General features: G+C 41.1%; 25 protein-coding genes. 18 read left to right on the top strand and 7 right to left on the bottom strand.

Annotation, left to right across the window (positions count from 1 at the left end; all coding sequences use genetic code 11):
- Positions 1 to 22: 22 nt before the first annotated feature.
- Both AC0YOD_RS10580 and AC0YOD_RS10585 read right to left on the bottom strand, forming a co-directional pair.
- Positions 23 to 1,243 carry a voltage-gated chloride channel family protein gene (locus tag AC0YOD_RS10580; protein ID WP_475799222.1) on the bottom strand — a complete coding sequence of 407 codons (1,221 nt, stop codon included), beginning with the start codon at positions 1,241 to 1,243 and terminating at the stop codon, positions 23 to 25.
- A gap of 92 nt (positions 1,244 to 1,335) precedes the next feature.
- Positions 1,336 to 1,716: a DUF5658 family protein gene (locus tag AC0YOD_RS10585; protein ID WP_475799223.1), complete on the bottom strand. Its 381-nt coding sequence runs from the start codon at positions 1,714 to 1,716 to the stop codon at positions 1,336 to 1,338.
- Positions 1,717 to 1,791: 75 nt separating this feature from the next.
- Here AC0YOD_RS10585 and AC0YOD_RS10590 point away from each other — a divergent pair, with 75 nt between their 5' ends.
- From AC0YOD_RS10590 to AC0YOD_RS10620, 7 genes are all read left to right on the top strand, one after another.
- Positions 1,792 to 3,363, top strand: a complete 1,572-nt coding sequence (locus AC0YOD_RS10590) for a glycosyltransferase (RefSeq protein ID WP_475799224.1) — start codon at positions 1,792 to 1,794, stop codon at positions 3,361 to 3,363.
- Positions 3,364 to 3,510: 147 nt separating this feature from the next.
- Positions 3,511 to 5,454, top strand: a complete 1,944-nt coding sequence (locus tag AC0YOD_RS10595; RefSeq protein ID WP_475799352.1) for an ATP-dependent DNA helicase — start codon at positions 3,511 to 3,513, stop codon at positions 5,452 to 5,454.
- 149 nt (positions 5,455 to 5,603) lie between these two features.
- A complete protein-coding gene (locus AC0YOD_RS10600) occupies positions 5,604 to 5,732 on the top strand; it encodes a hypothetical protein (RefSeq protein WP_475799225.1) in 129 nt (42 codons plus the stop codon).
- Positions 5,729 to 7,186, top strand: a complete 1,458-nt coding sequence (locus AC0YOD_RS10605) for a spore germination protein (protein WP_475799226.1) — start codon at positions 5,729 to 5,731, stop codon at positions 7,184 to 7,186. Before AC0YOD_RS10600 ends, AC0YOD_RS10605 begins: the two co-directional genes overlap by 4 nt.
- Positions 7,187 to 7,208: 22 nt before the next feature.
- Complete coding sequence (locus AC0YOD_RS10610; protein WP_475799227.1) at positions 7,209 to 8,309, top strand: spore germination protein; 1,101 nt, start codon at positions 7,209 to 7,211, stop codon at positions 8,307 to 8,309.
- Positions 8,309 to 9,514, top strand: coding sequence for a Ger(x)C family spore germination protein (locus tag AC0YOD_RS10615; RefSeq protein WP_475799353.1), 1,206 nt, complete (start codon positions 8,309 to 8,311; stop codon positions 9,512 to 9,514). Before AC0YOD_RS10610 ends, AC0YOD_RS10615 begins: the two co-directional genes overlap by 1 nt.
- Before the next feature lie 159 nt (positions 9,515 to 9,673).
- Positions 9,674 to 10,606, top strand: a complete 933-nt coding sequence (locus AC0YOD_RS10620; RefSeq protein WP_475799228.1) for a tyrosine-type recombinase/integrase — start codon at positions 9,674 to 9,676, stop codon at positions 10,604 to 10,606.
- 269 nt (positions 10,607 to 10,875) lie between these two features.
- Here AC0YOD_RS10620 and AC0YOD_RS10625 read toward each other — a convergent pair whose 3' ends face one another.
- A complete protein-coding gene (locus tag AC0YOD_RS10625) occupies positions 10,876 to 11,712 on the bottom strand; it encodes a sugar phosphate isomerase/epimerase family protein (protein ID WP_475799229.1) in 837 nt (278 codons plus the stop codon).
- A gap of 129 nt (positions 11,713 to 11,841) precedes the next feature.
- Positions 11,842 to 12,531 carry a DUF421 domain-containing protein gene (locus tag AC0YOD_RS10630; RefSeq protein ID WP_475799230.1) on the bottom strand — a complete coding sequence of 230 codons (690 nt, stop codon included), beginning with the start codon at positions 12,529 to 12,531 and terminating at the stop codon, positions 11,842 to 11,844.
- 215 nt (positions 12,532 to 12,746) lie between these two features.
- On the opposite strand from AC0YOD_RS10630, the gene AC0YOD_RS10635 reads away from it, so the two are divergent.
- Positions 12,747 to 13,175, top strand: a complete 429-nt coding sequence (locus AC0YOD_RS10635) for a GNAT family N-acetyltransferase (RefSeq protein WP_475799231.1) — start codon at positions 12,747 to 12,749, stop codon at positions 13,173 to 13,175.
- Between the two features lie 51 nt (positions 13,176 to 13,226).
- On the opposite strand, the gene AC0YOD_RS10640 is transcribed toward AC0YOD_RS10635, so the two are convergent.
- Complete coding sequence (locus AC0YOD_RS10640; protein ID WP_475799232.1) at positions 13,227 to 14,060, bottom strand: AraC family transcriptional regulator; 834 nt, start codon at positions 14,058 to 14,060, stop codon at positions 13,227 to 13,229.
- A 182-nt stretch (positions 14,061 to 14,242) separates the two neighbouring features.
- Here AC0YOD_RS10640 and AC0YOD_RS10645 point away from each other — a divergent pair, with 182 nt between their 5' ends.
- The 6 genes from AC0YOD_RS10645 (at position 14,243) to AC0YOD_RS10670 (ending at position 20,373) form a co-directional block, all read left to right on the top strand.
- On the top strand, positions 14,243 to 15,247 hold the full coding sequence (locus AC0YOD_RS10645) for an aldo/keto reductase (protein WP_475799233.1): 1,005 nt from the start codon (positions 14,243 to 14,245) through the stop codon (positions 15,245 to 15,247).
- Positions 15,248 to 15,500: 253 nt separating this feature from the next.
- Positions 15,501 to 16,577 carry a D-alanine--D-alanine ligase gene (locus tag AC0YOD_RS10650; protein WP_475799234.1) on the top strand — a complete coding sequence of 359 codons (1,077 nt, stop codon included), beginning with the start codon at positions 15,501 to 15,503 and terminating at the stop codon, positions 16,575 to 16,577.
- Between the two features lie 5 nt (positions 16,578 to 16,582).
- A complete protein-coding gene (alr, locus tag AC0YOD_RS10655) occupies positions 16,583 to 17,755 on the top strand; it encodes an alanine racemase (RefSeq protein ID WP_475799235.1) in 1,173 nt (390 codons plus the stop codon).
- Positions 17,707 to 18,555, top strand: coding sequence for a D-alanyl-D-alanine carboxypeptidase family protein (locus tag AC0YOD_RS10660; RefSeq protein ID WP_475799236.1), 849 nt, complete (start codon positions 17,707 to 17,709; stop codon positions 18,553 to 18,555). Before alr ends, AC0YOD_RS10660 begins: the two co-directional genes overlap by 49 nt.
- Positions 18,548 to 19,573: an acyltransferase family protein gene (locus tag AC0YOD_RS10665; RefSeq protein ID WP_475799237.1), complete on the top strand. Its 1,026-nt coding sequence runs from the start codon at positions 18,548 to 18,550 to the stop codon at positions 19,571 to 19,573. Before AC0YOD_RS10660 ends, AC0YOD_RS10665 begins: the two co-directional genes overlap by 8 nt.
- 440 nt (positions 19,574 to 20,013) lie before the next feature.
- A complete protein-coding gene (locus tag AC0YOD_RS10670) occupies positions 20,014 to 20,373 on the top strand; it encodes a zinc ribbon domain-containing protein (protein ID WP_475799238.1) in 360 nt (119 codons plus the stop codon).
- 65 nt (positions 20,374 to 20,438) lie between these two features.
- Here the strand turns inward: AC0YOD_RS10670 and AC0YOD_RS10675 are convergent, their stop codons facing one another.
- On the bottom strand, positions 20,439 to 21,626 hold the full coding sequence (locus AC0YOD_RS10675) for an ROK family protein (RefSeq protein ID WP_475799239.1): 1,188 nt from the start codon (positions 21,624 to 21,626) through the stop codon (positions 20,439 to 20,441).
- A gap of 252 nt (positions 21,627 to 21,878) precedes the next feature.
- On the opposite strand from AC0YOD_RS10675, the gene AC0YOD_RS10680 reads away from it, so the two are divergent.
- On the top strand, positions 21,879 to 22,526 hold the full coding sequence (locus AC0YOD_RS10680) for a GntR family transcriptional regulator (RefSeq protein WP_475799240.1): 648 nt from the start codon (positions 21,879 to 21,881) through the stop codon (positions 22,524 to 22,526).
- A gap of 48 nt (positions 22,527 to 22,574) precedes the next feature.
- Complete coding sequence (locus tag AC0YOD_RS10685; protein ID WP_475799241.1) at positions 22,575 to 23,744, top strand: helix-turn-helix domain-containing protein; 1,170 nt, start codon at positions 22,575 to 22,577, stop codon at positions 23,742 to 23,744.
- A gap of 85 nt (positions 23,745 to 23,829) precedes the next feature.
- Here the strand turns inward: AC0YOD_RS10685 and AC0YOD_RS10690 are convergent, their stop codons facing one another.
- Positions 23,830 to 24,735, bottom strand: coding sequence for an RraA family protein (locus AC0YOD_RS10690; protein ID WP_475799242.1), 906 nt, complete (start codon positions 24,733 to 24,735; stop codon positions 23,830 to 23,832).
- A 251-nt stretch (positions 24,736 to 24,986) separates the two neighbouring features.
- Here AC0YOD_RS10690 and AC0YOD_RS10695 point away from each other — a divergent pair, with 251 nt between their 5' ends.
- On the top strand, positions 24,987 to 25,946 hold the full coding sequence (locus tag AC0YOD_RS10695; RefSeq protein ID WP_475799243.1) for a carbohydrate ABC transporter permease: 960 nt from the start codon (positions 24,987 to 24,989) through the stop codon (positions 25,944 to 25,946).
- A complete protein-coding gene (locus AC0YOD_RS10700; protein WP_475799244.1) occupies positions 25,943 to 26,773 on the top strand; it encodes a carbohydrate ABC transporter permease in 831 nt (276 codons plus the stop codon). Before AC0YOD_RS10695 ends, AC0YOD_RS10700 begins: the two co-directional genes overlap by 4 nt.
- Positions 26,774 to 26,780 lie beyond the last annotated feature (7 nt).

Below are 26,780 nucleotides of genomic sequence, written 5' to 3' on the forward strand. Positions count from 1 at the left end.
GCTATGTACGTAAAGCTATGCTTTACTCTGGTGTTCTTACCTTTTGAGCTTCGTAAATTCGTTCTCGACCTGAGAAGAGATAGCTGATCATACAACCCATAAACAAATAAATAGCACCTTCTGAGCCGAATAATTCTATTCCCATGATAAAGCATGCAATAGGTGTTTTTGCTGCGCCGCTAAATACAGAGACGAAGCCTATTGCCGCGAGAAAAGGTACAGAGACAGCGAATAAGCCTCCGAGAGCGCTGCCAAGCGTTGAACCAATGACGAATAGCGGTGTTACTTCTCCCCCTATATAGCCTGTCCCAAGGGTGATGGAGGTAAATAACGTTTTTAATAAAAAGGCAAGAGGAGAGACTGCATCTTGAAAAGATTGCTGAATGAGCGGAATACCTAGGCCTAAATAATCTCTCGTACCAAGGGCATAAACAAGAGAAATGATAAGGATACCGCCTATAAATGCTTTTATAACAGGATTTGGGAACCATTTGCTAAACACAACTTTAACCTTGCCAGTAAGCTTGATAAAGAGATAGGACGCGCATCCGAATAAAATAAAAGCTGCAATGATTTTCAAGAGAAAAAACAATTCCAAAGGAGGGACTGCCCCCATCTGGAACTGGACATGGTGAACGCCCCATGCAGTTGTGACTAAATGACCTGCGTAGCTTGCAATAAAGCAAGGAAGCATAGCTTCATAGCTGATCGCACCTACTGCAAGTACCTCTAGCCCAAATACAGTTCCTGCAAGAGGTGTTCCGAAAACCGCACCAAACCCTCCGCTAATCCCGCACATCAGAATAATTTTACGATTAAGCGAGTTGAGCTTGAAAAGTTTCCCCAGCCACGCAGATAAGCTTCCTCCCATTTGTACGGCTGTACCTTCACGACCAGCAGATCCACCCAGCAAGTGAGTTACTAATGTGCCGAAGAGCACGAGAGGCGTCATGCGCAGAGGGACAATACCATTGCCGGAATGGATTTGTTCAATAATGAGATTATTGCCTTTCCCAGCTTCTCCTCCAACTTTCTTATAGAGGTAAGCTACGACTGCACCGCCAACGGGCAGCAGCCATAGGAGCCAGGGATTACTCATTCGGCTTTGAGTCACCCAGTCCAAGCTGACGAGGAACAACGCGCAAATGGAACCGATTAAGATGCCAACCAAGCCTGCAAGAAGCATCCATTTAAGAGTGAATTTGATTAAAGTTATGGTAAGGGGCGGTCTTGCATCGATCATGTGCAACAAACTCCTTCATACTCCCAATGACAATACAGTAGAACAGCTACTCATATTATACACTGAACATTTTAGAGATAAAGGATTTTTGTCTATACGAGGCTAAAGGTCAATTGACCGCTTTCTAAGCCCAAATAAATCCAGACCAAATGATAGATGTTAACAATGAAATATAGAAAAAGAGCTAGGAGCATGAATGGATTAATCCATACTCTCCTTTTTAAATGACTATAAATGAAAATAAGGAGTAGGGGGAGAAGCAGCTTCGTAACGTAGTAGGCAGCAATGTTCCAATCATAAATCCCTTTTACGAGCGGATTAAGCTCTTCGATGAGCTCCAAACGCAGTCCGAAATCTGTAAAAGCGGCGTCAGCAAAACAAAGAAAGAGTAGAGCGTACAATAGCCCTTTTAAATTCCAAGTTCTCATCTTGTCTATTTCACCTGCTCCTATTCTGGCCAGAATTATGTACATTCCGCATAATCCATGCATATGCTTCATAAAGATTAACATTCCGATGCTATTTCTGCGGGTTAAGGGGGCAATTCGTTGAAGCGCATACTAATAGGAAGTCCTATTCGTCAGAAGCCGGCTATTTTACACTATTTTTTCGATTCATTAAAAAGACTAACGGTGAGTGATTGCCGTATTGATTATTATTTTATTGATGACAATGATTCCGAGGAGTCATCTCAATTACTGCAAGACTTTATTCGGGATAGACAAGAAGAAGCAGGCGTTCAAGCGACCGTTCTCAAAGGCGAAAATGCTGTGACAGCATATACGCGTGATGAACACACGCATTATTGGACTAATGAAATTATCGACAAAATAGCTAGCTGGAAAGACGGGATCATTGCCGCGGCACGAGATCAGAATTATGACGGACTATTTCTTATTGACTCCGATCTATTACTCCATCCAAAAGCACTCGAATCCCTTATAACATCAGAGAAAGACATTATTTCAACTATTTTTTGGACGCAATGGCAGCCTGGAACGATGGAATTGCCACAGGTTTGGTTAAAAGATACCTATTGGCCCTTTCAAAATGATCGAACCATGAGTGCAGGAGCAGACGCGGAAGCAGCAGCTCAATTTATTGTCATGCTAAGAATACCCGGCATATTTGAGGTCGGTGGTTTAGGTGCTTGCACCTTGATTTCTCAATCTGCATTAGAGAAGGACATTTCCTTTCGGACCATATCGAATTTATCCTTTTGGGGAGAGGATCGTCATTTCTGCGTTCGGGCGATTGCTCTTGGTCTTCGTTTGCATGTTGACACCCATTATCCGGCGTTTCATATCTATAGAGATTCAGATCTTATACGTGCGAATTTGTTTATGGAATCTACAGGCAGCAATGTGTCTATGACGAATACAGCATTCATACCGAGTCAGGTTACGATTCATACACCTAGCGCCAGTCCCAAGCTCACACTTTCCATGATTGTAAAAAATGAAGGCGATCGTTACTTGCATGACGCACTCCAGCATCACCGTGAATATATTGACCATGCCGTCATTATTGACGATGGCAGTACAGATCATACCGAAGAGATAGTACGAGAGTGCTTGGCGGGTATACCGCTAACCTATATTAAGAATGAACAATCCCAATTTCATAATGAGGTTAAGCTCCGTACGCAGCAATGGGAGGAAACCATCCGCATTTCACCGCAATGGATTCTGAATATGGATGCAGATGAATATTTTGAAGATCGATTCAAGGATGAGCTACCTCAGTTGCTACAAGACCCCGATGCCTATGTATATTTATTCCGGCTATATGATTTTTGGTCACAGGATCAGTATCGCGAGGATAGCTATTGGAACGCACATTCCGTATACCGTCCGTTTCTGTTGAGATATGTAGCAGGCTATCCCTATGAATGGAAACAAACGCCTCAGCACTGTGGTCGATTCCCGCAAAATATTTATTCAGTTCCGCCTAAGACATCGAGTCTAAGAGTAAAGCATTGGGGCTGGGCAAGAGAGAAGGACCGCATTCATAAATATGATCGCTATAAAAAGCTTGATCCTGATGCCATCTACGGCTGGAAAGAACAGTATGAGTCGATTCTTGATAAGAACCCGCTTCTTATTAAATGGATTGAATAGCGTATTGTCAGCTGACATGTCTAGCATACTTTGACGTATTACAGCATCATGTGGTATATTGAAAAGTATGCTTAGTACAGGAATCCCACAAAACGGCTGCGTGTTCTCACGTAGCCGTTTGTGCCTACTACATGGAGGCAAGCCATCGTGAACAATTATCCATTTGAGTTTGACCCGAAACAACCGTTTATCCAGCAGGCAAGCGATTGGATTGCTGATGTTTTTTATGAAAAGCTGCCTGAAGCGGGATTTGAGATTCGAGATGAACAAATATATATGGCCTTTCAGCTAGAGCGAGCTTTCGCTGAAAAGCAAACGATTTTCGCAGAAGCTGGTGTAGGAACGGGTAAAACACTTGTTTACTTGTTGTATGCGATCAGTTATGCGCGTTATACAAGGAAGCCAGCCATAATCGCATGTGCTGATGAGTCGTTAATCGAGCAGCTAGTCAAGCCCGAAGGGGATATTGCAAAGCTAGCTCGTTACTTGGATTTAACGATAGATGCGAGATTAGGAAAATCTGCTGATCAGTATATTTGTCTAAATAAATTAGAGGATGCGAGATCCGGACAGGATGATGCAGGGCTGTTTGAAGGCATTTATCAAGAATTGCCTAGCTTTGTATATAAGCCTGACTCCATGCAAACCTTTCATCCCTACGGAAATCGCAAGGAATATCCTGCTCTGAACGATGAGCAATGGAATAAGCTTGGCTGGGATGTCTTCCAAGATTGTATGGTATGCGATCGTAGACATCGCTGTGGACAAACCTTATCTCGTGATCATTACCGCAAAGCAGCAGATGTTGTGATCTGCTCCCATGATTTCTATATGGAGCATGTTTGGACATATGAAGCGAGAAAGCGCGAGGGACAGCTTCCATTACTTCCTGATCATAGCTCTGTTGTATTTGATGAAGGTCATTTACTCGAAACAGCAGCTCAGCAAGCGCTGACTTACAAGCTAAATCATGCTGTATTTGAAGGCATCGTTATCCGTTTGCTTCAAGAAGAAATACGAGAAACGTTAGCGGTTGCTGTTGAAGACGCAATTATGCAAAGCGAACATTTATTTAAGATGATTAATAAAAATAGTATCAAAGTTCCTGCTTCCGAACGGAAAGAAATTATATGGAGCGAAGAATTGCTGCGGGAGATCAATCGATTGCAGGATACGCTATCCATTATTGAAGAAGAGCTAGTATTTGAGAGCGGTCTCTATACGATTGATACGTATCAGTTGAAAATCGTAGAGGAGCATTTGGAAATGATCCAATTTGCGCTCTCCTTATACAAAAGAGAAGACAAGCCGATTAGTTGGGTTTCCCAGGATAAGGACGGTATTTCACTCGTTATTATGCCGAAATGGGTAAAAGAGGTATTGAAAGAGCAGGTATTCTCTCGGAAAATGCCGATCGTGTTTTCATCCGCAACACTCTCGGTTAATGGTTCTTTTCAATATTTGATGGATATTTTAGGCTTGGACAGCGCCTTATCCTTTTCTGTCGCTTCACCTTATGAGTATGAGCAGCAAATGAAGCTGCTTGCACCTAAGGCAGGAACTAGCATTGATCTAAATGGGAAAATAGAAAAAACCTTTGAGCTGCTGAAAATTGCAGGCGGAAGAACGCTGTTATTATTTCCATCTATGGAGCAGCTAGAGCAGTTCAGATCAGAATCAGAGAAGCGTAATGACTATTCTAACTTCCGATTCTTATATGAAGGCTCGAGAGAGATTAGTACGCTAATTTCTGAATTCCAAACAGACGAAGCTAGCATTTTATGTGCGGTCACATTGTGGGAAGGACTCGATATTCCTGGTCCATCTCTTTCGCAGGTCGTGATGTGGGAGCTGCCATTCCCTCCAAATGACCCGTTATTTGCTGCTAGACGAAATGATTCGAGCTCGCCATTCGAGCAGGTGGATATGCCATACATGCTGCTGCGCTTAAGACAGGGCATTGGACGATTAATTCGTACGCGTGAGGATAACGGCACCATTGTTATTTTTGGGGATAAGCTGAATAAGCCTGAAGTGCGCAAGCAAGTAGAGAGCGTGCTGCCAGCTGGTGTAATTTTAACTGATTTATAATAATTGAATTTATGAAGTTCAAGGAGGAGGGGAAACCCTTCTCTTTTTTTGTGTTGTTTACTTATATAAAGAACGCACTCGCATAAAAATGGTTTTTTTAGGCAAAATATATCTTGATCTATATTGTGCTGCTGTTAGGAGTGAGGGCTTTGACAATACAAGCATTGCTATTGTATATACCAAACTGGCAAGTGTTTGCCCAAGCAGTCGTTACGCTTATCATTCCCCTTATTATTTTAAACCTATTTAAATGGCTTAATAAGCTGGAAGAAGAGTGATTAGGATGGCAAATGAATTTACAGCAAATACAGCTTATATAAGAGAGCAAATGAAAGATCATACGGACGTAACACTGAGAGAATTTAACTTGGGTAATACCGGAATTCCAGCTATTCTGGTGTTTGTTAGCGGTATGGTCGATAGTGATCTCATTGATCAACATATTTTAAAAGCGTTGATGTCCATTGATATCGAAACGGATAAAATCACCAAATCATTTTTACTCAATCAAGTATTGGCAATTAGCCAAATATCAGAGACAGACTCTATTGAAGAAGTTGTATCAAAAGTATTAACAGGAAAGACAGCACTTCTGATTCATGGCATAGATGAAATCATTATTTTAGGTACCAATAAAGATAGGACAAGAAACATTGAAGAGCCGATTTCAGAGTCATTAGTTCGAGGTCCTCGTGTTGGATTTAATGAATCAATAATGGAAAATTTGGCGCTCTTAAGAAAGAATGGAGAAGATTCAAGCTTAGCATTTATAAGTATGGAAGTAGGGGTGCGTTCTAAAAAGGAGCTTGTGATCGCTTATATCAAGGATGTAGCGAATACTGAACTTGTCGATGAGGTGCGTAAACGCGTTGGTAAAATTAAAATCGACAATGTGCTTGAATCCGGCTATGTGGAACAATTGATAGAAGATAACTACCTGAGTCCATTTCCACAGGTGCAAAGCACAGAAAGACCTGATCGAGTTATAAGTGCTTTAATGGAAGGGAGAGTTGCCATACTCCTTGATGGAACACCTTTTGTCTTAATCGCTCCTGTAACCTTTAGCATGCTTATACAATCTCCAGAGGATTATTATGAGCGTTGGATAGCCGGTTCGCTGCTGAGAATGCTTCGTTTTTTCGCAGTAATCCTCTCACTGCTTACACCTGCTATGTATATTTCCTTTATTTCCTTTCACCCGGGATTAATTCCAACCAAATTGGCTATTTCCATTATAGGGGCAAGGGTTGGTGTACCATTCTCATCACTTGTGGAAGCTTTAATTATGGAAATAGCGATAGAGATTCTGCGGGAGGCTGGACTTAGACTCCCCAAACCTATAGGACCTGCAATGGGCATCGTCGGAGGGCTGATTATCGGAGAAGCAGCCGTACAAGCTGGCATCGTTAACCCTATTCTTGTCATTGTAGTGGCGTTTACTGCGATATCTTCATTCTCTATCCCACAATATAATGCGGGAACATCCTTACGTATGCTGCGATTTGTTGCTATGTTTTTTGCAGCAGCTTTTGGGTTATACGGTGTTGTCTTATTTTGCTTATTACTAGGTGCACATGTGATGAAGCTTAAGAGCTTTGGCGTTGATTATGCGAGTCCTTCCATACCTTATAAACTGAATGATTTTAAGGATTTTATCGTGCGTGTTCCTATCTTTATGATGAAAAAAAGACCAGAAATGCTTCATACAAAAAATCCGAAGCGACAAAAGTAGTAAATAAGATTAGGGGAAGAGGGTGTCTGCATTGATTGGTGTAAAGGATCGAATTACAACTGTGCAGACAGCAGTTATTATTTCCAATTTTATGCTAGGGTCGGGAATTTTAACATTACCAAGAACAACAGTAGAGAAAGTGGGAACACCAGATGTTTGGTTGACTGTCTTTATTGGCGGACTGTTAGCCATTATTGCCGGCGTGATCATGGCTAGTTTATCTAAGATATATCCGGAGCAAACGTTTTATCAGTATAATCAGCTGCTTATCGGAAAATGGATGGGCGGATTATTAAGCCTGATTGTTATTGTTTATTTCTTTGTTGTTGCAGCTTTTCAATTACGCGCATTAAGTGAAGTCACCACATTATTTATATTAGAAGGCACGCCTTCATGGGCGATAGTTATGCTGTTTATGTGGGTCAGTCTATATTTAGCAACAGGAGGAATTAATCCGATTGCTCGATTTTTCCAGGTTATTTTGCCAATAACAATTGTTATCTATCTGGCTGTTCTCGCCTTGGGATTTAAAAATTTTGACTTAAATAATTTACGTCCCGTATTGGGCCAAGGTCTCATGCCGGTGTTAAGGGGCGTGCAAACAACTAGTTTTACTTTTACAGGTATCGAAATTATATTAATTCTAACTGCGTTTATGAAGAAGCCTGATAAATCAACTAAGGCGGTCGTTTATGGAACGATAATTCCAATAATCATATATCTCTTTACAGTCATTATGGTCATTGGTTCGATGACCATTGATGCCGTTGTTTCAAGAACATGGCCGACTATTGATCTAGTACGCAGTTTTGAAGTCACTGGCTTGATTTTTGAGAGGTATGATTCTTTCCTGCTGGTCATTTGGATCATGCAAATATACTCCACTTATACAATAACCTATTATGCCGCTGCTTTAGGTCTTTCCTTATTATTTAAATGGAAAATTAACAAATGCATGTATGTATTGCTTCCTATTGTTTACTTGATTACCATGATTCCGAAAAATACAAATGATTTATTTATAATGAATAATTTCATTGGTAATTGTTCAATTTATCTATTTGGCATACTGCCAATATTCCTTTTGATGATAGCGAAATGGAAGAGAGGCAAACAAGGATGATGGGACATACAAAAAAATTTCGGTTTCTACTTATTAGTATGAGTTTTCTCTTATTAACCGTACAAACGGGTTGCTGGAGTATGGATGAAATTGAAGACCTTAGTATGTATGTTGGAATGTCGCTGGATGAGGCAAATGAGACGAAGCTGGAAAGGAAGCTTAATAAATTAGGTTATGATCAACCGAAAAAGAATCTGATATCCTATACGGTACAAATTGTGAATAAACAGTCAGAGGGTAAAAAAGATTCGAGCGGTTCCCAAGATGCCAAGCCTTATTTAAATATTTCGGAAACGGGTGATTCACTCTTTCAAATGGTCAGAGAATTTTCAACCCGTATGGAACGTCCGCTTATCGGTCATCATCTAAAGGTAATTGTCATTAATCAACAGTTGGCAAAGCATCAAAGCATGAATTCTTTGCTGGATTTTTTCATAAGAGATAATGATATTAGATTAAGCACGCTGGTGTTAATGAGTAGTGGGGAAGCAAGAAAAACATTAGAAGCAGGCGATAATACAACCGTTCCTGCGTTTCGTCTTGCAAATATGATTCATAATCGCTACCGAAGTCTTCAAATCCTGCCTCCGAAGACATTAACCCAGATTGTGAGTAAGATGGATTCACATTCCAGCTATTCCTTGCAAAATGTGGTATCAGCGGAAGGTGAATCTAAATTTTCCGGTTCAGCGGTTATTGATGGAAAAACACAAAAGTTTAAAGGACTGCTGAATGAAGAAGAAACGTTAGGTATTACTTTTCTAATGGGCAGCGGAAAGGCGGGGATGATTAAAACCTATGATGAAAAAACAAATAAGCTTGTCTCATTCGAAGTGGATCGATTAAAAAGCGAAATTAATTCCCATATCCGCAATAATCAAATTAGCTTTGATGTTAACATTCAGTTCAATGGCCGAATTATGGAGGATTGGTCGATATCTGATGAACCTATCAAGAATGCATTTACCAATAGAATGGAAGAAGCTGCTGAAGCTGAAGTTAAACGTATAGTTAAGCTAGGCTTGGATAAAATACAAAAAAAATATAAAACAGATATCGCAGGATTCGGTACAAGATTAAATATTCAACATCCGAAACGTTGGCAACAAGTTAAGGATGATTGGGATGAGGAATTTAGCGAAATACCGATAAATTTTCATGTGAAAATGATTATAACAGATAATGGTGCAAAGAATACCCAATAAATCATGCTTTTTGAGAGAAAACGAGAGAAATTGGCCGGTAAAAAACTGCGTGAAATACATATTTCACGCAGTTTGCTTTTTAAGAGCCTTTTAGACTATGATAATAGAGTAGTGGAGGTTAGATTTCATACATAAAAGCGATTATTGGAGGCAATTTCCTTGCAAAATAGACAGCATGAGGTAACAGAAAATTACGGCATTGAGCTTGAGCTATTTTCCATCTGGATGAAAAATAAAGGCATGACGAAATCAACCCATCAAGCTTATATGAGTGACGTCACTTATTTTCTTCAAACAGCTTATCCGACCGAAACGAAGAAAATTGCCAAAATGGACATTATGAGATATATGGCTGTATGCCGAGAGAAGGGTGTAGGTGATGAAGCGCGTAATCGAAAGCTGTCATCGCTTCGCTCATTTTTTAAAGCATTAATAGAAATGGAGCATATGGAAGGAAATCCGGCTGCGCTCATTGCAAAATCAAAGCAAGAGAAAAATCGTATTCCTGTATATTTAGAGGAAAATGAGCTGGAAGGCTTGCTGCATTCGATACAAGGAAAATACTATATTCGAAATGTAGCGATCGTTCTGTTAATGTCTTATGCTGGGCTGCGGGTCGGAGAAGTTCATCGAATGAATGTGCAGGACTTACATCAAGACGGCTCCATCCACATCCTAGGAAAAGGCCGAAAATGGCGTGTAATCCCGCTTCCAACTGCGCTTCAGGACATTTTAAATGATGCACTGGCGGAACGAAAAGAATCGCGACAGGGCAAGGAACAGCCCTTCTTTGTATCGCAATTTGGCAGACGATTATCCATCCGAATGATTCAAACGATTGCGGATGACACGATAAAACTGCTCAAGGAAGCAAATCCTTCCCTTGCAGACAAGAGATTATCAAGCCATAAGCTAAGGCATTCATTTGCAACCATGCAGATCCGCAGCGGTACAGATATTCGAACTCTGCAAGAGCTTCTCGGACATGCAAGTATAGAAACGACGCAAATCTATACGCATATCGATAATAAGCAATTACGAAGTGCCATGAACAACATTTCCGATAAGATTCCTGGGGGATTGCGCAAATAGTAACATAATAATAGTTATGTAAACATATTGATAGAGTGATTGAAAATCTTGAATTGAAGATAGGATTAACCATTTCCAAATCGCGTGCCTATCTTACCTGAATAAGCATAAACAAAGAGCTGATAAAAACTACTCCAAGTAGCAGATATCAGCTCTTTTTTTTATAACATTCACATCTCGAAAATAATCAAAAACTTGGCATAATCGCCTTTATATTTATCGTTTTTCTGTTTCAAATACAATCAAAAACCATGTTTATTGGAATCGAACTACCTTGCAGTAATGAACGGCTCAACAATCCTTTTGACACGATCAAGCCCGCTCCACATATCGCCTGGACCATCATAAATGAGAACATAAGCGCCTTGGAAACCAGTTTCTTCAACCCGTTGCAAGTAGGAAATCAGCTCAGCTTCGTCTGGATATCCATCCCCATCATAAGTTGGCTTTACATGCACAGATACGCTATTTGGCGTTGTTGCTGCGATTTCATCCAGCTTATTTGGACCGTGGAAATTACCGAAATCAGTAATAAAACCGACTAATTCGCCCGTTTCCTCAAGCAGTTTGAGGCTGCTCTCCGCTGTAGATGTGAGTGGTTTAAAATTTTCAGTAATCACGCGTACGCCTCTAGTTGCTGCATATTCTGCAAGTTCAAATAGAGAGGAAGCCGCTAGCTGGATTGCTGAAAGATCTGTTGGAGGAGCCTCACCAGCAATGACTCTGATTTGTTTCGCACCGCATTCGGCAGCGATATCTATCCAGTTCCGGATGAGTGAAAGATCTGCTAATCTTTGATTTTCATCAGTTGTGGTCAAGTCGCCGTAATCTAACAACAAGGTATCCAATTGTATATCAGCAGCTATAAAGGCAAGTCTAAGCTGCTCTAAATAATCCGAATCGGTCGTTGGGAAATGAAAGTGACAAACCTCTAGCGCTTGATAGCCTTTTGCTGCGCAAATGGCGGGCAGTTCTAACAGGGTAAGGGTTTGTGGCTGTTCCTGTTCAACCGTCTCATGAAGCCCCGTGCCAGCATTCCAAACCGTCCAGCGAAGAGGGCCTAAGATACGATGCAAGCTCCAAGTACTAATGGATAAATAAGACATTATCATTCCGCCTTTCTTTCTTATGATCAAATATAGCTATAGCATAACATTCGGATCCTGAAAAAGATTCATGCTCATATGCTATATTCTTACACTAATTTGTGTAAAGGTTAAACGGATTCAACAACATTATTCTTTATCGATGGGTTTATGGATATGATCTTTATAATAATCAAAAACGAGCTTTCCTGTAGTCGTTTTTACGGCATAGTAGATATCGGTTAGCTCTTTATTACGATTTTTAATTTGTTTCAATAGCCATTCTTCAGAGATTTGATTGTCCATTAAATTGTTTTGCATAATAATGCCGTCCATGATCAATTCAATCGGGACATTTGACAATATGGTTGGCAACTTCAGATCTTGTTTGGTTACTGATAAAAACGGATCCCGGTTTTTTACAGAGAGCTGTCCATTCGTCTCTAAAATAGCAAATTCTACTTCATCGAGATTAAATATATCATTTTCTCTCAGTGATTGATTAAGAGAATCCATGGTGTAGTGTATTTTTCGCATATTAGCTTCAAGGATTTTACCTTTTTCGATGATCACTGTTGGTGCGCCGGATATCCAATGCCTCGTTCTTGGAAATCTAAGGGACACCCAAGATGAGAGAAAGGAGATTGCAGTTAAGACTGCCAAACAAGCTATTAAATAGATGGCTTTAAATTCATAGTTGAAGGCTAAATTCGCTGCAATGGCCCCCATTGAAATTCCCGTTGCAAAATCATGAAAAGTCATATTTGAAATCGTTTGTTTACCTAAAATTCTAGATATCATTATTAAAATAATAAAGGCGAGTATGGTTCTTCCAATCATCCAACCATATAATTGCATCATTTTTAACAACTCACTTTACACTATATTCCTTTAATAACGTATTATATCAGTCTAATTATTTCCTTAAATGGTTTGTGTCATACTTTGGATTTTCGCTATAATTTTTGTTTCTTTATCGAAATCCCGTATAATGAAAACATAGTACTTCGTCATAAAGGTACCATGAATATAGCAAGTGAAAGGAAAGTAAAAGAATGGAGATCAAACGAATAACAACAAAGGCACAATTGGAAGATGCATTTCAAGTAAGAAAGAATGTGTTTGTAAAGGAACAGGGTGTAGCGGAGGAAGTTGAGCTAGACGAATATGAGGACATCTGTAATCATGTTATCGTCTATGATGAGAATATGCCTGTTGGAACAGGCAGGATGCGAGTAGCGGATGGTATGGCTAAGCTTGAGCGAATCTGCGTATTAGCTTCGCATCGCATGCATAGTCTTGGCAAAACAATTATGAATGAGCTCGAAGAAATCGCTATTGAAAAAGGCTTAAAGCAAGCAAAGCTGCATGGTCAAGTTCAAGCCATTCCATTTTATGAAAAACTGGGCTATGAAACGGCTTCAACGGTGTTTTTGGAGGAGAATATCCCGCACGTTAAGATGGTTAAAGATTTATCACGTTAAATATATGAAAAACGCTTCAAGCGCGCTGCGGATAAGTGACTTTAATGTCATTTATCGCTGCGCGCTTGTTTGTGATGAACTGGTAAATAGATATTGTGCACGGTAGCTAGTGGGGGAGAGCCCTTTCATTTTTTTGAACATTTTTGAAAAGAGCAAGGGATCATTATAACCAACAGAATGCGAAATATCAGATATGGATAACTGAGGGTTTCTCATGAGATCACAAGCTTTATCCATTCGGTATTGCAATAAATACGTTTGCGGAGACAGTTGAACAACCTCTTTGAAGAGTGAGGATAGATAGATCCGATCAATGCCAATCAGCTTGGCTAGCTCCGTTATGCTCACTTTGTTGTAGTAATTATTATGAATATAATCGATTGCTTTACGAACATATAGCTCTTTCGTCTTTGGTACATAATTCTCTACGCTTGGTTCAGAGAGAAGTCGGATCCATTCTGCAATTAATTGATAAAGCAACCCATGAAGAACGAGACCACTATTGGTAAGCAGTGCATCTGCTTCTGTAAATTGATCCAACCATGAATCAAACCAATTTGCAGGAGCGAACTCAAAGCAGGGATTCATTTTACTGAGCTTCAATTGTTCCAAAATACTCGCTACACAAGTTCCTTGAAAAGCAATCCAGGAATATACCCATGGATCCTCTTCATCAGCTTTCATGCAGCAAATTGTGTCCGGAAAGACCATGAAGCCTTGGCCTTGCTCGAGGTGATAAGTACAGCCATTTATGTGATAAGTACCTTTGCCTTTATGGATAAATAGTATTTTATAATGATCTTTTACGCCTGGACCCCAGCAGTAACTTGGATGACAATATTGCTTTCCATGATAATAATAAACCAAATCATATAGCTCCCGCATTCTCATTCATCCCCTAATTCGACTAACAAGCATATTACATTATGCCATATTCATCTTGCTTGCGGACATTCCTTTTCACTATATTACTAGCTTATACTTAGAAAGTAAATTGTAGTGAAGCCAAACATTATATCATGTTAGATGAGTATTCATGAATCAAACAACAGAGGAGATATGTGCAAATGCCCTATACTGCCGATCAAAATCGTTACTCAGATATGAAATATAACCGTAGTGGAAAAAGTGGAATCAAGCTGCCTGCTATCTCATTAGGCTTATGGCAAAATTTTGGCGGTAATCAGCCGATAGAAAATTCACGTGCCATGATATTGAAAGCATTTGATCTTGGCATTAATCACTTTGACCTTGCTAACAATTATGGTCCACCAGCTGGTTCAGCTGAAGAAACGTTTGGACAAATATACAAAAAAGATCTTGCACCTTACCGAGATGAGCTTCTGATCTCTACAAAAGCAGGCTACTATATGTGGGAAGGACCATATGGCGAATGGGGCTCTCGTAAAAACCTGCTCTCCAGCTTAGATAGAAGCTTAGTGCGTATGGGCTTGGATTATGTAGATATCTTCTACTCCCATCGTCCAGATCCAGAAACGCCGCTTGAGGAGACAATAGGCGCGTTAGACTATGCTGTTCGGTCAGGTAAAGCACTCTATGTAGGTTTGTCCAATTACAGCGCGGAACAAACGAGAGAAGCTGTTGCCATATTAAAGCGCCTTGGAACACCTTGTCTCATTCACCAACCGAACTATTCCATGCTAAACCGTTGGATTGAAGACAGCTTGCAGGATGTACTGGAAGAGAATGGCGTAGGCTCCATTGCGTATTGCCCGCTTGGCAGGGGACAGCTTACGAATAAATACGTTGATAAAATTGATGCTGAGTCCAAGGCAGCATCCAGTACGATGAAGCCGGAAGCCATTACAGCTGAGCGCGTACAAAAATTCCGCAGTTTAGAGGCTCTAGCTGCAAGAAGAGGACAAACGATATCCCAGCTGGCATTGACGTGGGCACTTCGAGAAGGTGGGGTAACATCAGCGCTAATCGGCGTTAGCCGTGTCAGTCAAATCGAAGAGAATGTGAAGGCGCTTGAGGGTGCTTCATTATCTCCTGAAGAATTGACTGAAATAGATGGAATTCTTAATAACATCGGAGATCTTCCATGGTAGAACAAAACCCAGGCTATATGCCTGGGTTTTTTCTATGTTTAAAGCAGCATGTTGACTCGAAAAACCATGGAATGGCTCGCTTCAAAGCCGAGATTTACAGGCATTGTCCGCGGCTATTACGGTGACTAGTCACAAAAGCATATAAACAATTTATGGAATCTTAAGCTTTATTTAATCTTTAATTACAAGCCTCTTAAATTTTGACGGTTATCTTTATTAGAGATAACAAGTCGATTTTAGGAGGTTTTTTCTTTTGAAAACAAAGCTATTCGTACTATACGGAGGCAAATCCGTCGAGCATGAGGTTTCAATCAAAACTGCATATACAGTCATATTATCTATAGACGATTCCAAATTTGAAATTTTACCTATCTATATTACACGTGAAGGAATTTGGTGCGCGCCTGAAAAGTTTAGTCGTCAGGGACTTGAGATTAGTGATTTAACCCTGCAGTCTAATCGACTGACAGCTGCTGAATCAATGGGGCATGTTCTCGTGAATCAGTTGGCTTTGCCAGGGAAGAAGGTTGTATTGCCGCTCCTGCATGGCTCCAATGGTGAGGATGGAACAGTACAAGGATTGCTTGAGCTATTAAATGTTCCTTATGTCGGTAACGGAGTGTTGTCTTCCGCGGTAACTCTCGACAAAGCCATATCAAAGCAGTTAACAGCTCAAGCGAGTATTAAGCAAGCTGAATACCTTGTTTATCACTTAGGTGAATGGCAGGATGATCGCTCGGCTGTTCTTCGATCGGTGACGGAAAACATCGGTTACCCATGCTATGTGAAACCTGCTTCACTCGGTTCAAGCATAGGCATTAGCAGATGTGTAGACAAGCAGCAATTAACAGCAGGCATTATTGATGCCTTTAACTATGACAGCAAGCTCGTCATTGAACAGGAAGTATTGGGCAGAGAAATTCAAGTCGCTGTAATGGGGAATGAGAAGCCGCTCGCATCTTTGCCGGGAGAATTCGTGCATAATCATATTTTCTTCGATTTTGAGTCCAAGTATATGGACAAGCAGCTGACAATGTCGATACCGGCACAGCTATCGGAAGAGGTTACTCTAAGAATTAGGAAGCTTGCCATACAAGCCTATCAAGCACATGACTGCTCAGGACTTGCGCGTGTTGATTTTTTCCTCAATGGCAATGAAGAGCTGTATTTGAATGAAATAAATGCACTGCCCGGCTTCACCAATTACAGCATGTATCCAGTTATGTGGGAGCGTACGAACGGAACGAAGTACTCTGAGCTTGTTGAAAAGCTTATTGATTATGCTTTCACCCGTCATGCCGAAAAACAATTGATTCATTATACGAGGTGATGCCAATGCTTAGAGATACTTGGGCTGAGGTTAGTTTGAATCATATACGCGATAATATGCATAAAATTCGTCAAACACTGCCGGATAAAGTCAAGCTAATGGCTGTTGTAAAAGCGAATGGGTATGGTCATGGTGACATTGAGTCGGCGAAAATGGCCGAACAAGCCGGAGCCGATTACCTGGCAGTTGCTTATTTGGAGGAGGCTCTCCAGCTGAGAGATAAGGGTATGAAGCTGCCAATATTGATCCTTACACCTATTAGTCCTGGATATATCGGGCTTGCGCTGGAGAATGATTTGATGCTGACCGTAACGAGTGCCTCGTGGTTTAAAGAAATGAGAACGTACAAGCCAAACGGTACAGGAAAAAAACTTCAAGTCCATGTAAAAATGGATACCGGACTCGGTAGAATCGGCTTAAAAACAAAAGAAGAGTGGGATGAGCTCGTTCCTTGGCTGCGGTCATCGGATATTGTAGTCGATGGCTTTTACACTCATTTTGCTACAGCCGCAAAAGAAGATACAACCTTTCTAGAGTTCCAAACCAAACATTTTATAAACATGATGAAGTGGGGCAAAGCTTCTGGCCTTCCTATAGGTCATTATCATTGTGCAGGGAGCGCGGCAGCACTGCGTTTCCCTCATTTGGCCATGGATATGGTACGCATAGGAGCTGCGATGTACGGATTCTATCCCGAGAAGCTTGTTCCAACCATAGGGCTAGAGCCTGCGTTAAGCCTGCACAGCAAACTCATGCAAGTAAAGAAAGTGAGCAAAGGTGAGTATCTGGGTTACGACAATTCCTATCAAGCAGTGGAAGAGGAATGGATTGGTACAGTTCCAATCGGATACGCTGACGGCTGGTCGCAAAATATGCAGCGTGCAGAGGTTCTTGTGAATGGTGTACGTGCAAAGGTCGTCGGTAAAATTTGCATGGACCAGTTAATGATCAGAATCCCAGTGGCATGTAAAGAAGGGGATACGGTGACATTAATCGGCCGTCAGGGTGAGCAGAAGATTACATTTGCCGAGCTGGCGGCTCATATTGGCAGCGTAGCACAAGAAATATCAACATCACTTACAACTAGAGTAAGAAGAACATATACAGGTATAGAGGAGGCTCGTACACGATGGGACAACCGAAATATGGGGAAAGAATTCAAGAAAGCAGTTATGTGAAGCATGCTGCTGTTCAAGTAAGCCGTGATGACATGTTCGAGGGGCATTTGGTATTAGTGAATGGAGCCAATCCGATAAGAAAGGCGCTGCCGCTCGATAAGCTCCAGCCATTAAGCGCATTTCCAGACATAAGAGAACTGCAAATCGGTATGCTCTTGGAAAAAACAACCTTGCAGCATTTCAGTTCTTTACTGAACGAATGCCAGGGTATGGATGATATTGTCGCTGTGAGCGGCTACCGCACCAAGGAAGAGCAAGTGCGAATTTACGAAACATCCTTGATCGAAAATGGTCCAGTGTATACGGCTTGTTACGTAGCATTACCGGATCAAAGCGAGCATCAAACAGGGCTTGCCATTGATGTTGGGAAACGAGATAAAGATGTCGACTTTATAGCGCCTTCTTTTCCAGATAGTGGTAAATATAGATCTTTTAAACAGCTGGCTGCAGAGCATGGATTTGTTCAAAGATATAAGGAAGGCAAAGAAGCTATAACGAATATTTCTTGCGAGCCTTGGCATTTCCGTTATGTGGGCTATCCACATGCTGTGATCATGGAGAAAAATGCCTTTTGTTTAGAAGAGTATATCGATTTTATTCAACAATATAGATATGCAAGTGAGCATTATATATTTGAAAATGATCATTTATTCGTTGAAATCTATTATGTGAGTGCAGAAGAAGCACCAACCACGACAGTCCCGATAGTGAAATGTGACCTTTACAGACTATCAGGCAATAATAGGGATGGATTTATCGTAACTGCATTTACAGGCAAAGGACAAAAGGCCTGTGATTAATAAACCAAATTATAGCGGCCTAGATTGGCTGAAATTTATTGCTGCAATACTGGTTGTTGCCAACCATACCGGACCGTTGTTATCTTACAGTCCTTATACGAATTTTTTACTTAGCGGTATTCTTACCCGTGTCGCGGTACCTATATTCTTTATGACATCCGGATTTTTCTATTTTCGCAAGCTGACAGGCGATTCGATATCGGATAGAAAGTCTCTTCTAAGTTATCTGAAAAAAATCGGTATGTTATATGGCATTGCTATTCTATTATATATACCACTCAACTTATATACGGGTTATTTTACAGAAGAGTTTACTGTGTATTCTTTTATAAAAGACATCTTGTTTGACGGTACCTTTTATCATCTCTGGTATTTGCCTGCTTTACTAATTGGAATATCGCTAACAACCTTGATGTACAAAAAGATGTCGCTGAATGCGATGCTGGCTGCATCCTGTTTATTGTATATAGTAGGATTGCTTGGTGACAGCTACTTTGGTTTTATTATTCCTTACACAGGGATAGCGGAAGCATACGATGTGATGTTCAATGTTTTTGATTACACGCGTAACGGCTTATTTTACGCTCCTATATATCTTGCACTTGGAGCATGGACTGCCAAACATCAGAAAAAGGAGAGAAACACCTTAATGGACGCCGGCTTGTTTTTCGTGTCCATCGGCTTGATGTTCGTTGAAGGTATTCTCCTGAACAATGCCGAGATCCCAAGACATGACAGCATGTATGTATTTGCATTGCCTGCTACGTTTTTTCTAGTACAATGGGCGCTGAAATGGAGGGGGAGAACAGGAAAAGCTTTTAGGGAATGGCGAGTATGGATCTACATCCTGCATCCTATTGCTATCGTCCTCGTACGAGGTGCTGCAGAGACTGTTCAACTGGAAAAGTTATTTATAACGAATAGCCTCTTACACTTCGCTGCTGTATGTCTGGCATCCATCATTACGGCTGCTGCAGCAGTGCGAATTTCCGTCATAAAAATCAAGCTCCGCTCATAGATATGATACTGGGAGATGTTCGTTAGTGTCGTTAGAACGAGAGGAGAAGCCGGTTCGAAGGAGCATTACCTATAGCTGGGAGGGATTGATATGAGTAATGAATTGCTCATTCAACTACTCGTGCTTATCGTAATGATCATCGGTATGGCTAACAAATCTAATGATTAACAGCAGAAAAACTATTCTTAAAACGGGTTAATCTGCTGGCTTTATTGTACGAAGGGCAGAACGCTGAGTCTCAGTGTTTTGCCCTTTTTCCATTTTAACTACTCTATTAAAGAACCATTTCAGCCATATTTACAGATGGCTATTTTGTTAAACTAATCAAATTAAACCTTACTATGGATGTATAAGAACTAAATACAATAAGTACGTATTTTTAGCTCACTAAATAATATAAGGGTATTGATTCTAATAATGAAAAATATGGTTTAGGGAGGATGATTGATTTGATAGAGTGTCCGTGGTGTTTGAGTGGAGTTGTGCTTTCAAATGATGTATGTCCAGAATGCAGGCAAGAGGTACTGCCAGAGCATATGCATGAAATGTTGGATAAAACGGATTTGGAATGGCGTGAAAATATAGTGGAATACGGAGATCAAAATGATGGAGGGCATATTGAGCAAACATTCAAATGTGTGAAATGCGGGTATGAGGAATGTGAGAAGAATGAGGCAGCAATGACCGGAACAGGTATTAGTAAAATACTAGATATTAACTATCAGCATTATCTATTTGTATCCTGCCTCGGATGCGGCTTCGTGGAAATTTACAACCCTAATATTTTGAGAAGAAAATGAAGATAAGGTAGTGAGAAGAAAAGAACGATGCGATTTTTAATAATCGGAATCGTTCTTTTTCATTACTAGCTAAGATCCCACTCTTCAAGCAGCATAATAGCTGCTCCTGCGGTAACAGCATCCTCAGTGAGCTGACCGCGAGAGAACATTGGCTCATATTGAGGAGAGTAATAAATATTGCTGCGCGCAACTTCAATCACGGCATCAAAAATCGAAGCATGAGCATTCACAAATGGACCGCCTAATATAACTGCTTCTGGATGTAAAATATTGATCAAATTTGCAATGCCAATTCCAAGATAAGAAGCTGTTTGAAGAAATTGTTCTATGACGAATGAATCTCCACGGATATAAGCCTTTTGCAAGCTGTCAAATCCAATGTCCTCCTGCGCCAAATCTCTTAGGCTGCTATCGGTGCATAAGTGGAGATTTGAACGTATTTTCGTTACTAAAGCAGGGATAGAAACCAGCGCTTCTAAAGCTCCGTAATTGCCCTTATCCCCTAGTCTTGGGCCATTTGTTTGTAGAATCATTTGGCCAAAAGAGCCTTCCATATCGAAAGCCCCTCTAACGATTTGTCCGCCTGACATCATAGCTGTACGCAAGCCGACACCAGCATGGACATAAAGCATATGCTCTACTTGTTCGTTACGCAAAGCCCAGTGCTCGCCGATAATAGCGGTATTAGCCCCGTTATCGAGCAAGGCATTCAAGTTCAAGCTCTGCTCCAGCCATTCGCATATCGGAACATCACTCCAGCCCTCTGCAGGGAAGTAGCGAGGCTTCAGTATGATCCCATTCTCATGACTAAGCGGACCGACGGCTCCAATACCTACTCCGAGTACATCATCACGTTTGATATCACAGTCTCTTAGCATTTCAGCAACAAGTCCAGCTATTTTTGAAACAAGCTTTTGCGGTGTCATATGCTCGTCCATTTTCCAGCGCTTAAATGCTAAGGTCTTTAGATTAAGGTCATATAAACCGAGCGAGGAAGAGAAGCGAGAAATTTCTATTCCGAAAATCGCGCGATGAGAAGCATTCACGCTATATAGGATTGGCTTTCGTCCGCCAGTTGATTGCCCAAGTTCGGAAACAATGATTAGACCATCTGATAGCAGCTCGTCCAAAACTCTGGATAAACTGGTGCTTGTAATCGTGAGCTGTTTCATTAGCTCTGCCTTGGATAGAAGAGGGTATCGATTAATAAGACTGAAAATTTGTTTTTTGATTGATAGAAGCTTCATATTCATCACTAATTCTCCAATTGTCCGTATAAGGATCGGACGTAGACTAATCCTTTTATTATATGCTTTGGATGAGTGTGTGACTAGTAATTAAACTTTTAAAAGGTACACGCATTAATCGATCATAATCCATTTGAACTATATTTATTAATTGGAATATTCGACAATATAAGCGGTTGTCACAAGCATGAAAGCGTTTTATAATGAATCTAGATTAGATTATCGATAATCGATAATGTGGAAGGAGATACGAATAATATGTATGAGAATATCTCTATTACTCCGATTAATTCTATCAGTGAACAAGTTTTTACGACGTTAAAAAGAGAAATTCTCGCAGGTGAGCTTCAGCCAGGAACGCGTTTGCTCGTACTTGAAATTGCGAAGAAATTTGAAATTAGCCAAGCTCCAGTCAGAGAAGCTTTAGAGAGACTGAAGCAGTCAGGATTTATTACAGGGATACCTAATAAAGGGTCGGTCGTCTCTAATATAACGTCGAAGGAAATTAAGGATATTTTTGAGCTAAGAGAGATCATTGAGGGGTATGCGGTTAGGCAATCCATGAATCAATTAACCGAAGAGGATTTTACTTATCTTGAAGGCATTATTGAACAAATGAATAAGGCAAATGAAAAAAATGATCTTTTGTCTATTTTGGAGTTGGATATGGAGTTTCATGGTTTCTTTTATAAGCGCTGCGATAATCATATGATTTTGGAGTTATGGAATCAGATGAAAATAAAGGTCATGCGCTTTATGGCTATTTCTAATCGACATTTTTCCACAGACGGACTTGCTGATTGGCATATGCGCTTAATTGAAGTGCTCCGTTCTGGAGATAGAGTACTCGCTGAGGACGCTTTTATCGAGCATATGCACTCTTACAAAACCATTCATCTGGACTAGTTTCATGCATCTTGCAAGTCAACCTTAGTAAAAGAGGGGGAATGAAGCATGCTGAACGAGGGGCTGTTATTTAAAGAGGATGTTATTCTAACTTGGATGAGAGATCGTTTTTTAAGAAACCTTGTATCTGACATAAGCGGTGCGCGAATGGATTTGAAGGAAAGCTTATCACGTCTCCAATTAAATCCCTATTACACCTTCCCGGCGATTGCACTGCTTGAGCTTACGGTTCAATTCCGAGATGAGCATGAGAAGACCATATACTTAGAACAAATGCGTGATTATATGCAGAAGCAAATCAACGATGGGAGTATCGTATTTGTAGATGAAGAGGGCAGGATCGGTTTATTATTCTCATGGGTGTCGAAGGATCTGCTTGAACACATGCAAGCCATACTGAAGGAACGCTTTCAGCAGCCGATCAATATTGGAGTTGGCAAGCCATGCAGTCATTTATCTGATGTCGTCCATTCCTATCGCCAAGCCTCCTTAGCTTTACAAGATAAGTTTTATCGAGGAACAGGGCAAATTATTCATTTTAGCGAAATTGGCCGTTATGAGGTGCTGCAAGAATACCCAGCGGACATGGAGAAGGAACAGTTTGATCGGTTTAAAGGGGCTGAGAGCTCAGCAGAGATCGAGCAATCCGTACATTTCTTCTATGATTCCTTGCTGCAGAAGGGACCGATTGATACCAAAAGTGTGTATGACTTTACCGTACGTTTTTTGGTTGGTATGGAGAAGCGGGTACGGTCTGAGGTTGATCAAGTTGGCACTTACGAGCACTTTGATGTTATATCCATTGTGAAGCTAGAGACGCTGCATGATATTAAGAGATACGTCATCCGGTTTCTTATCGGACTTAAGGATGTGCTGTCCCATAGCCAGAAAGAGAGTCATCGCAGTATTATAAAAAAGACCATTCATCACATGGAGCTGGAATGTCAGCATGCCTCCCTGCAAAGTGTTGCGCAGAAGGTATATATGACGCCAACGTATTTAAGTCTGCTGTTCAAGCTCAATACGGGCAAAACCTTTATCGAGCATTTGACGGATATTCGTATTGATAAAGCGAAGGATATGCTTAGAAGCACACATTTCAAAAACTATGAGGTAGCGGAGCGGGTGGGGTATCAAGACCCTCGATATTTTAGCCAAATATTTAAGAAGAAGGTTGGCATCTCGCCTAGCGAATATCGAGAATCTATCGTGAGGTAAACGATTTGATATATCAAATAAAAAAGGACTCTGTTGGCGTGTAATCTGCCTTTAGAGTCCTTTTTTCGCATGCTTGCCATTTGAATTAAAGCCGAACGTCGCTTTGCGGACCGTTTCGCTCTGATTGACGAGCGTCTTCGAGCTCTTTCTCCCATGATAAATGACGGTATTCGGCAGCCGCATCATCCGATTGGAACCAGCCTAGGAAATCCTGCCATAAAGCTAAGTCCCATCCTGCATCAATTTGTGCAGTCGAATAGACACTCTCACGAAGCCGTACGAAGCCAAATACGTCACGAACTTGTGATTTCTCTGCTTGTACTACCGTGAGCTCTGCCAGATGAGGAGGGATGAAGATGACACCTGACGGTGTGCCGAGCACTACATCGCCAGGCATACAAATGGCTTTGCCAATTCTAGTAGGTCCGTTCATTCCTACCATTGTCACATCTGCAATAGCAGTTGGATCACTGCCGCGATAGAACACATTTATATTTTCGATCTCTACGACTTGCTGATTGTCGCGAATACCGCCCCAAATAACAGCTCCGCCTCGTTTTGTTCTCGTAGAAATGGCAGTCGAAAGATTTCCGCCTACATAAGTACCCAAATGAACCTTATCGAACATGTCCACGACAGCAACGTCATCCTCTACCAATGCATCAATCACCCACTGATTAAAAAAGCCTTTGCGATCCTCTTGTTCATGACCATACTTTAATAATGTTTCATGAAGATCCGGACGTTTGGGTACCATGACAGCGGTTACCGCACGGCCAACCATTACTTTATTAGGATGAATGATTTTGAAGTCACCTTCAAATTGAAACGCATACCCTCTGTTCCATAGAGGACCCCATGCTTCCTCTAATGTAATTTTTCGCATCCGGCGCAATACATCCTCGGATACCTTGGGGCGACCGTTGGGAAACCGTTCACCCTCCCAAAGCGGAGTAAGCTGAATAATATCTTCTGGATTGTCAAATTTCATGAGAAGCACCTCTTTCGCATGTTTGTGATTAGCGCTTACGTGTTTTCTTTCCTAGCTCTATTGTTAAGGACATTTGGTTTTTTGTCGATGTGACTTTCTTAAGGCTTTTGAACGCAATCTATGAATTTTTCCACCCTATATATAATCAAACCATTTCATAAATTATTCTCCTTTAACGATGGTACCGCTTTCAATTAAAGTAAGAGAACATCATCGGTTCACTAAAATGTGGAGGCAAGAGGGAGGAGTTTATGGAAGCGAATGCAATCACGGCAAAGGAAGCGAAGCTGAACAATAAGAAGACACGAAGAAAGCGAAAGCAGACAGGAACGAATAGCATTGCGGGCTATGTATTTATTTCACCATGGTTAATCGGTTTCTTACTGCTGACATTATGGCCTATCGCTCAATCATTTTATTTATCCTTCACAGATTATTCACTGCTGGAAGATCCAGTATGGACGGGAACAGATAACTATACCAAAATCTTTACAGGCGATACGACGTTTACCAAGTCACTCAGTGTCACGTTTATGTTTGTTTTATTCTCAGTGCCATTGAAGCTCTTCTTCTCACTTATGGTTGCTCTAGCACTTAATAAAAATATTCGCGGGATGAATCTATACCGGACAGCTATTTATTTCCCATCCTTGATAGGCGGTAGTATTGCAGTAGCAGCGCTGTGGAGAAATATGTTCGGTATTGACGGTTATATCAATCAGATACTAGCTTGGGTTGGCATTGAAGGCGTGGGATGGATCTCGAATCCAGACACCTCACTTGGGACCTTGATTTTGTTAAATACATGGCAGTTCGGTTCTACAATGGTCATATTCCTTGCTGGCCTAAAACAGGTTCCTCAGGAGCTCTATGAGTCGGCGTCCGTTGACGGAGCTGGGAAAGTTAGAAAGTTTTTAAGCATTACGCTTCCTATGCTTTCTCCTGTTATGTTCTTCAATCTCGTACTCGGTATTATCGGATCCTTTCAAACATTCACCTCTGCTTTCATCATAACGAAAGGTGGGCCGATCAATTCAACGTATATGTATGCCATGTTTCTCTACGAGAAGGCATTTAAGCATTATCAGATGGGCTATGCGTCGGCTCTTGCATGGATTTTGCTAACGATTGTTGCTCTGCTGACGGTCATTAATTTTGCTGCATCACGCTATTGGGTATTTTACGAATCGGATGGGGGGAAACCGAAATGAACTCGCATCGATCTAAGCTATCGAGTCATTTGTTTCTAACGGTATTTTCCTTCATCATGCTATACCCCATCATATGGTGGGCTGGTGCGTCCTTGAAAAAGACGGAAGAGCTTAGTCTGCCTACTATATGGCCAAAGATCCCCATGTGGGAGAACTATACAAACGGCTGGCATTTTTCTTCTGAATATACTTTTGCTCATTTCTTCGGTAATACGCTGCTCATGGAGCTCGGCAACGTAGTAGGCGGCGTAGCTACGGCAGCCATTGTAGCTTACGGCTTCGGGAGACTGCAATTTAAGCTGCGCGGTTTTTGGTTCTCCATTTTATTATTGACGATGATGCTTCCTGGGCAAGTAACGGTTGTTCCACAGTATATTTTGTTTAACAAGCTAGGCTTTGTAGATAGCTATGTTCCGCTGGTATTGCCGCATTTTTTTGGCGGAGGCGCATTTTTTATCTTCCTGCTTGTACAGTTTATACGCGGTATTCCTCGTGATTTGGATGAGGCTGCTACGATTGACGGAGCTAGTGTCTATGGAATATTTCTGCGAGTCATCTTACCTTTGCTTAAGCCGGCACTTGTTACTGTTGCGATCTTCACATTTATATGGAGCTGGGATGATTTCTTCGCGCAGGTTCTCTATTTGAGCTCGGTAGATAAGTTTACCGTTGGACTTGCACTACGTATGTTCATTGATCAGTTTGATATTCAGTGGGGGCAATTGCTGGCGATGTCCTTGCTGTCCATCTTTCCTTCCGTTCTCATCTTCTTTATTGCACAGAAGCACTTTGTTGAAGGAATAGCAACGACAGGATTAAAAGGTTGAGCGTTTC

The organism is Paenibacillus sp. J31P13 (genome assembly GCF_056269295.1).

Bases quoted from the DNA above. Each gene is read 5' to 3' on its own strand.
- AC0YOD_RS10580 (WP_475799222.1), bottom strand. From the start codon at position 1,243: ATGATCGATGCAAGACCGCCCCTTACCATAACTTTAATCAAATTCACT.
- AC0YOD_RS10585 (WP_475799223.1), bottom strand. From the start codon at position 1,716: ATGTACATAATTCTGGCCAGAATAGGAGCAGGTGAAATAGACAAGATG.
- AC0YOD_RS10615 (WP_475799353.1), top strand. From the start codon at position 8,309: ATGGGACATACAAAAAAATTTCGGTTTCTACTTATTAGTATGAGTTTT.
- AC0YOD_RS10625 (WP_475799229.1), bottom strand. From the start codon at position 11,712: ATGTCTTATTTATCCATTAGTACTTGGAGCTTGCATCGTATCTTAGGC.
- AC0YOD_RS10630 (WP_475799230.1), bottom strand. From the start codon at position 12,531: ATGATTGGAAGAACCATACTCGCCTTTATTATTTTAATAATGATATCT.
- AC0YOD_RS10635 (WP_475799231.1), top strand. From the start codon at position 12,747: ATGGAGATCAAACGAATAACAACAAAGGCACAATTGGAAGATGCATTT.
- AC0YOD_RS10640 (WP_475799232.1), bottom strand. From the start codon at position 14,060: ATGCGGGAGCTATATGATTTGGTTTATTATTATCATGGAAAGCAATAT.
- AC0YOD_RS10645 (WP_475799233.1), top strand. From the start codon at position 14,243: ATGCCCTATACTGCCGATCAAAATCGTTACTCAGATATGAAATATAAC.
- alr (WP_475799235.1), top strand. From the start codon at position 16,583: ATGCTTAGAGATACTTGGGCTGAGGTTAGTTTGAATCATATACGCGAT.
- AC0YOD_RS10660 (WP_475799236.1), top strand. From the start codon at position 17,707: ATGGGACAACCGAAATATGGGGAAAGAATTCAAGAAAGCAGTTATGTG.
- AC0YOD_RS10670 (WP_475799238.1), top strand. From the start codon at position 20,014: ATGATTGATTTGATAGAGTGTCCGTGGTGTTTGAGTGGAGTTGTGCTT.
- AC0YOD_RS10675 (WP_475799239.1), bottom strand. From the start codon at position 21,626: ATGAATATGAAGCTTCTATCAATCAAAAAACAAATTTTCAGTCTTATT.
- AC0YOD_RS10680 (WP_475799240.1), top strand. From the start codon at position 21,879: ATGTATGAGAATATCTCTATTACTCCGATTAATTCTATCAGTGAACAA.
- AC0YOD_RS10685 (WP_475799241.1), top strand. From the start codon at position 22,575: ATGCTGAACGAGGGGCTGTTATTTAAAGAGGATGTTATTCTAACTTGG.
- AC0YOD_RS10690 (WP_475799242.1), bottom strand. From the start codon at position 24,735: ATGAAATTTGACAATCCAGAAGATATTATTCAGCTTACTCCGCTTTGG.
- AC0YOD_RS10695 (WP_475799243.1), top strand. From the start codon at position 24,987: ATGGAAGCGAATGCAATCACGGCAAAGGAAGCGAAGCTGAACAATAAG.
- AC0YOD_RS10700 (WP_475799244.1), top strand. From the start codon at position 25,943: ATGAACTCGCATCGATCTAAGCTATCGAGTCATTTGTTTCTAACGGTA.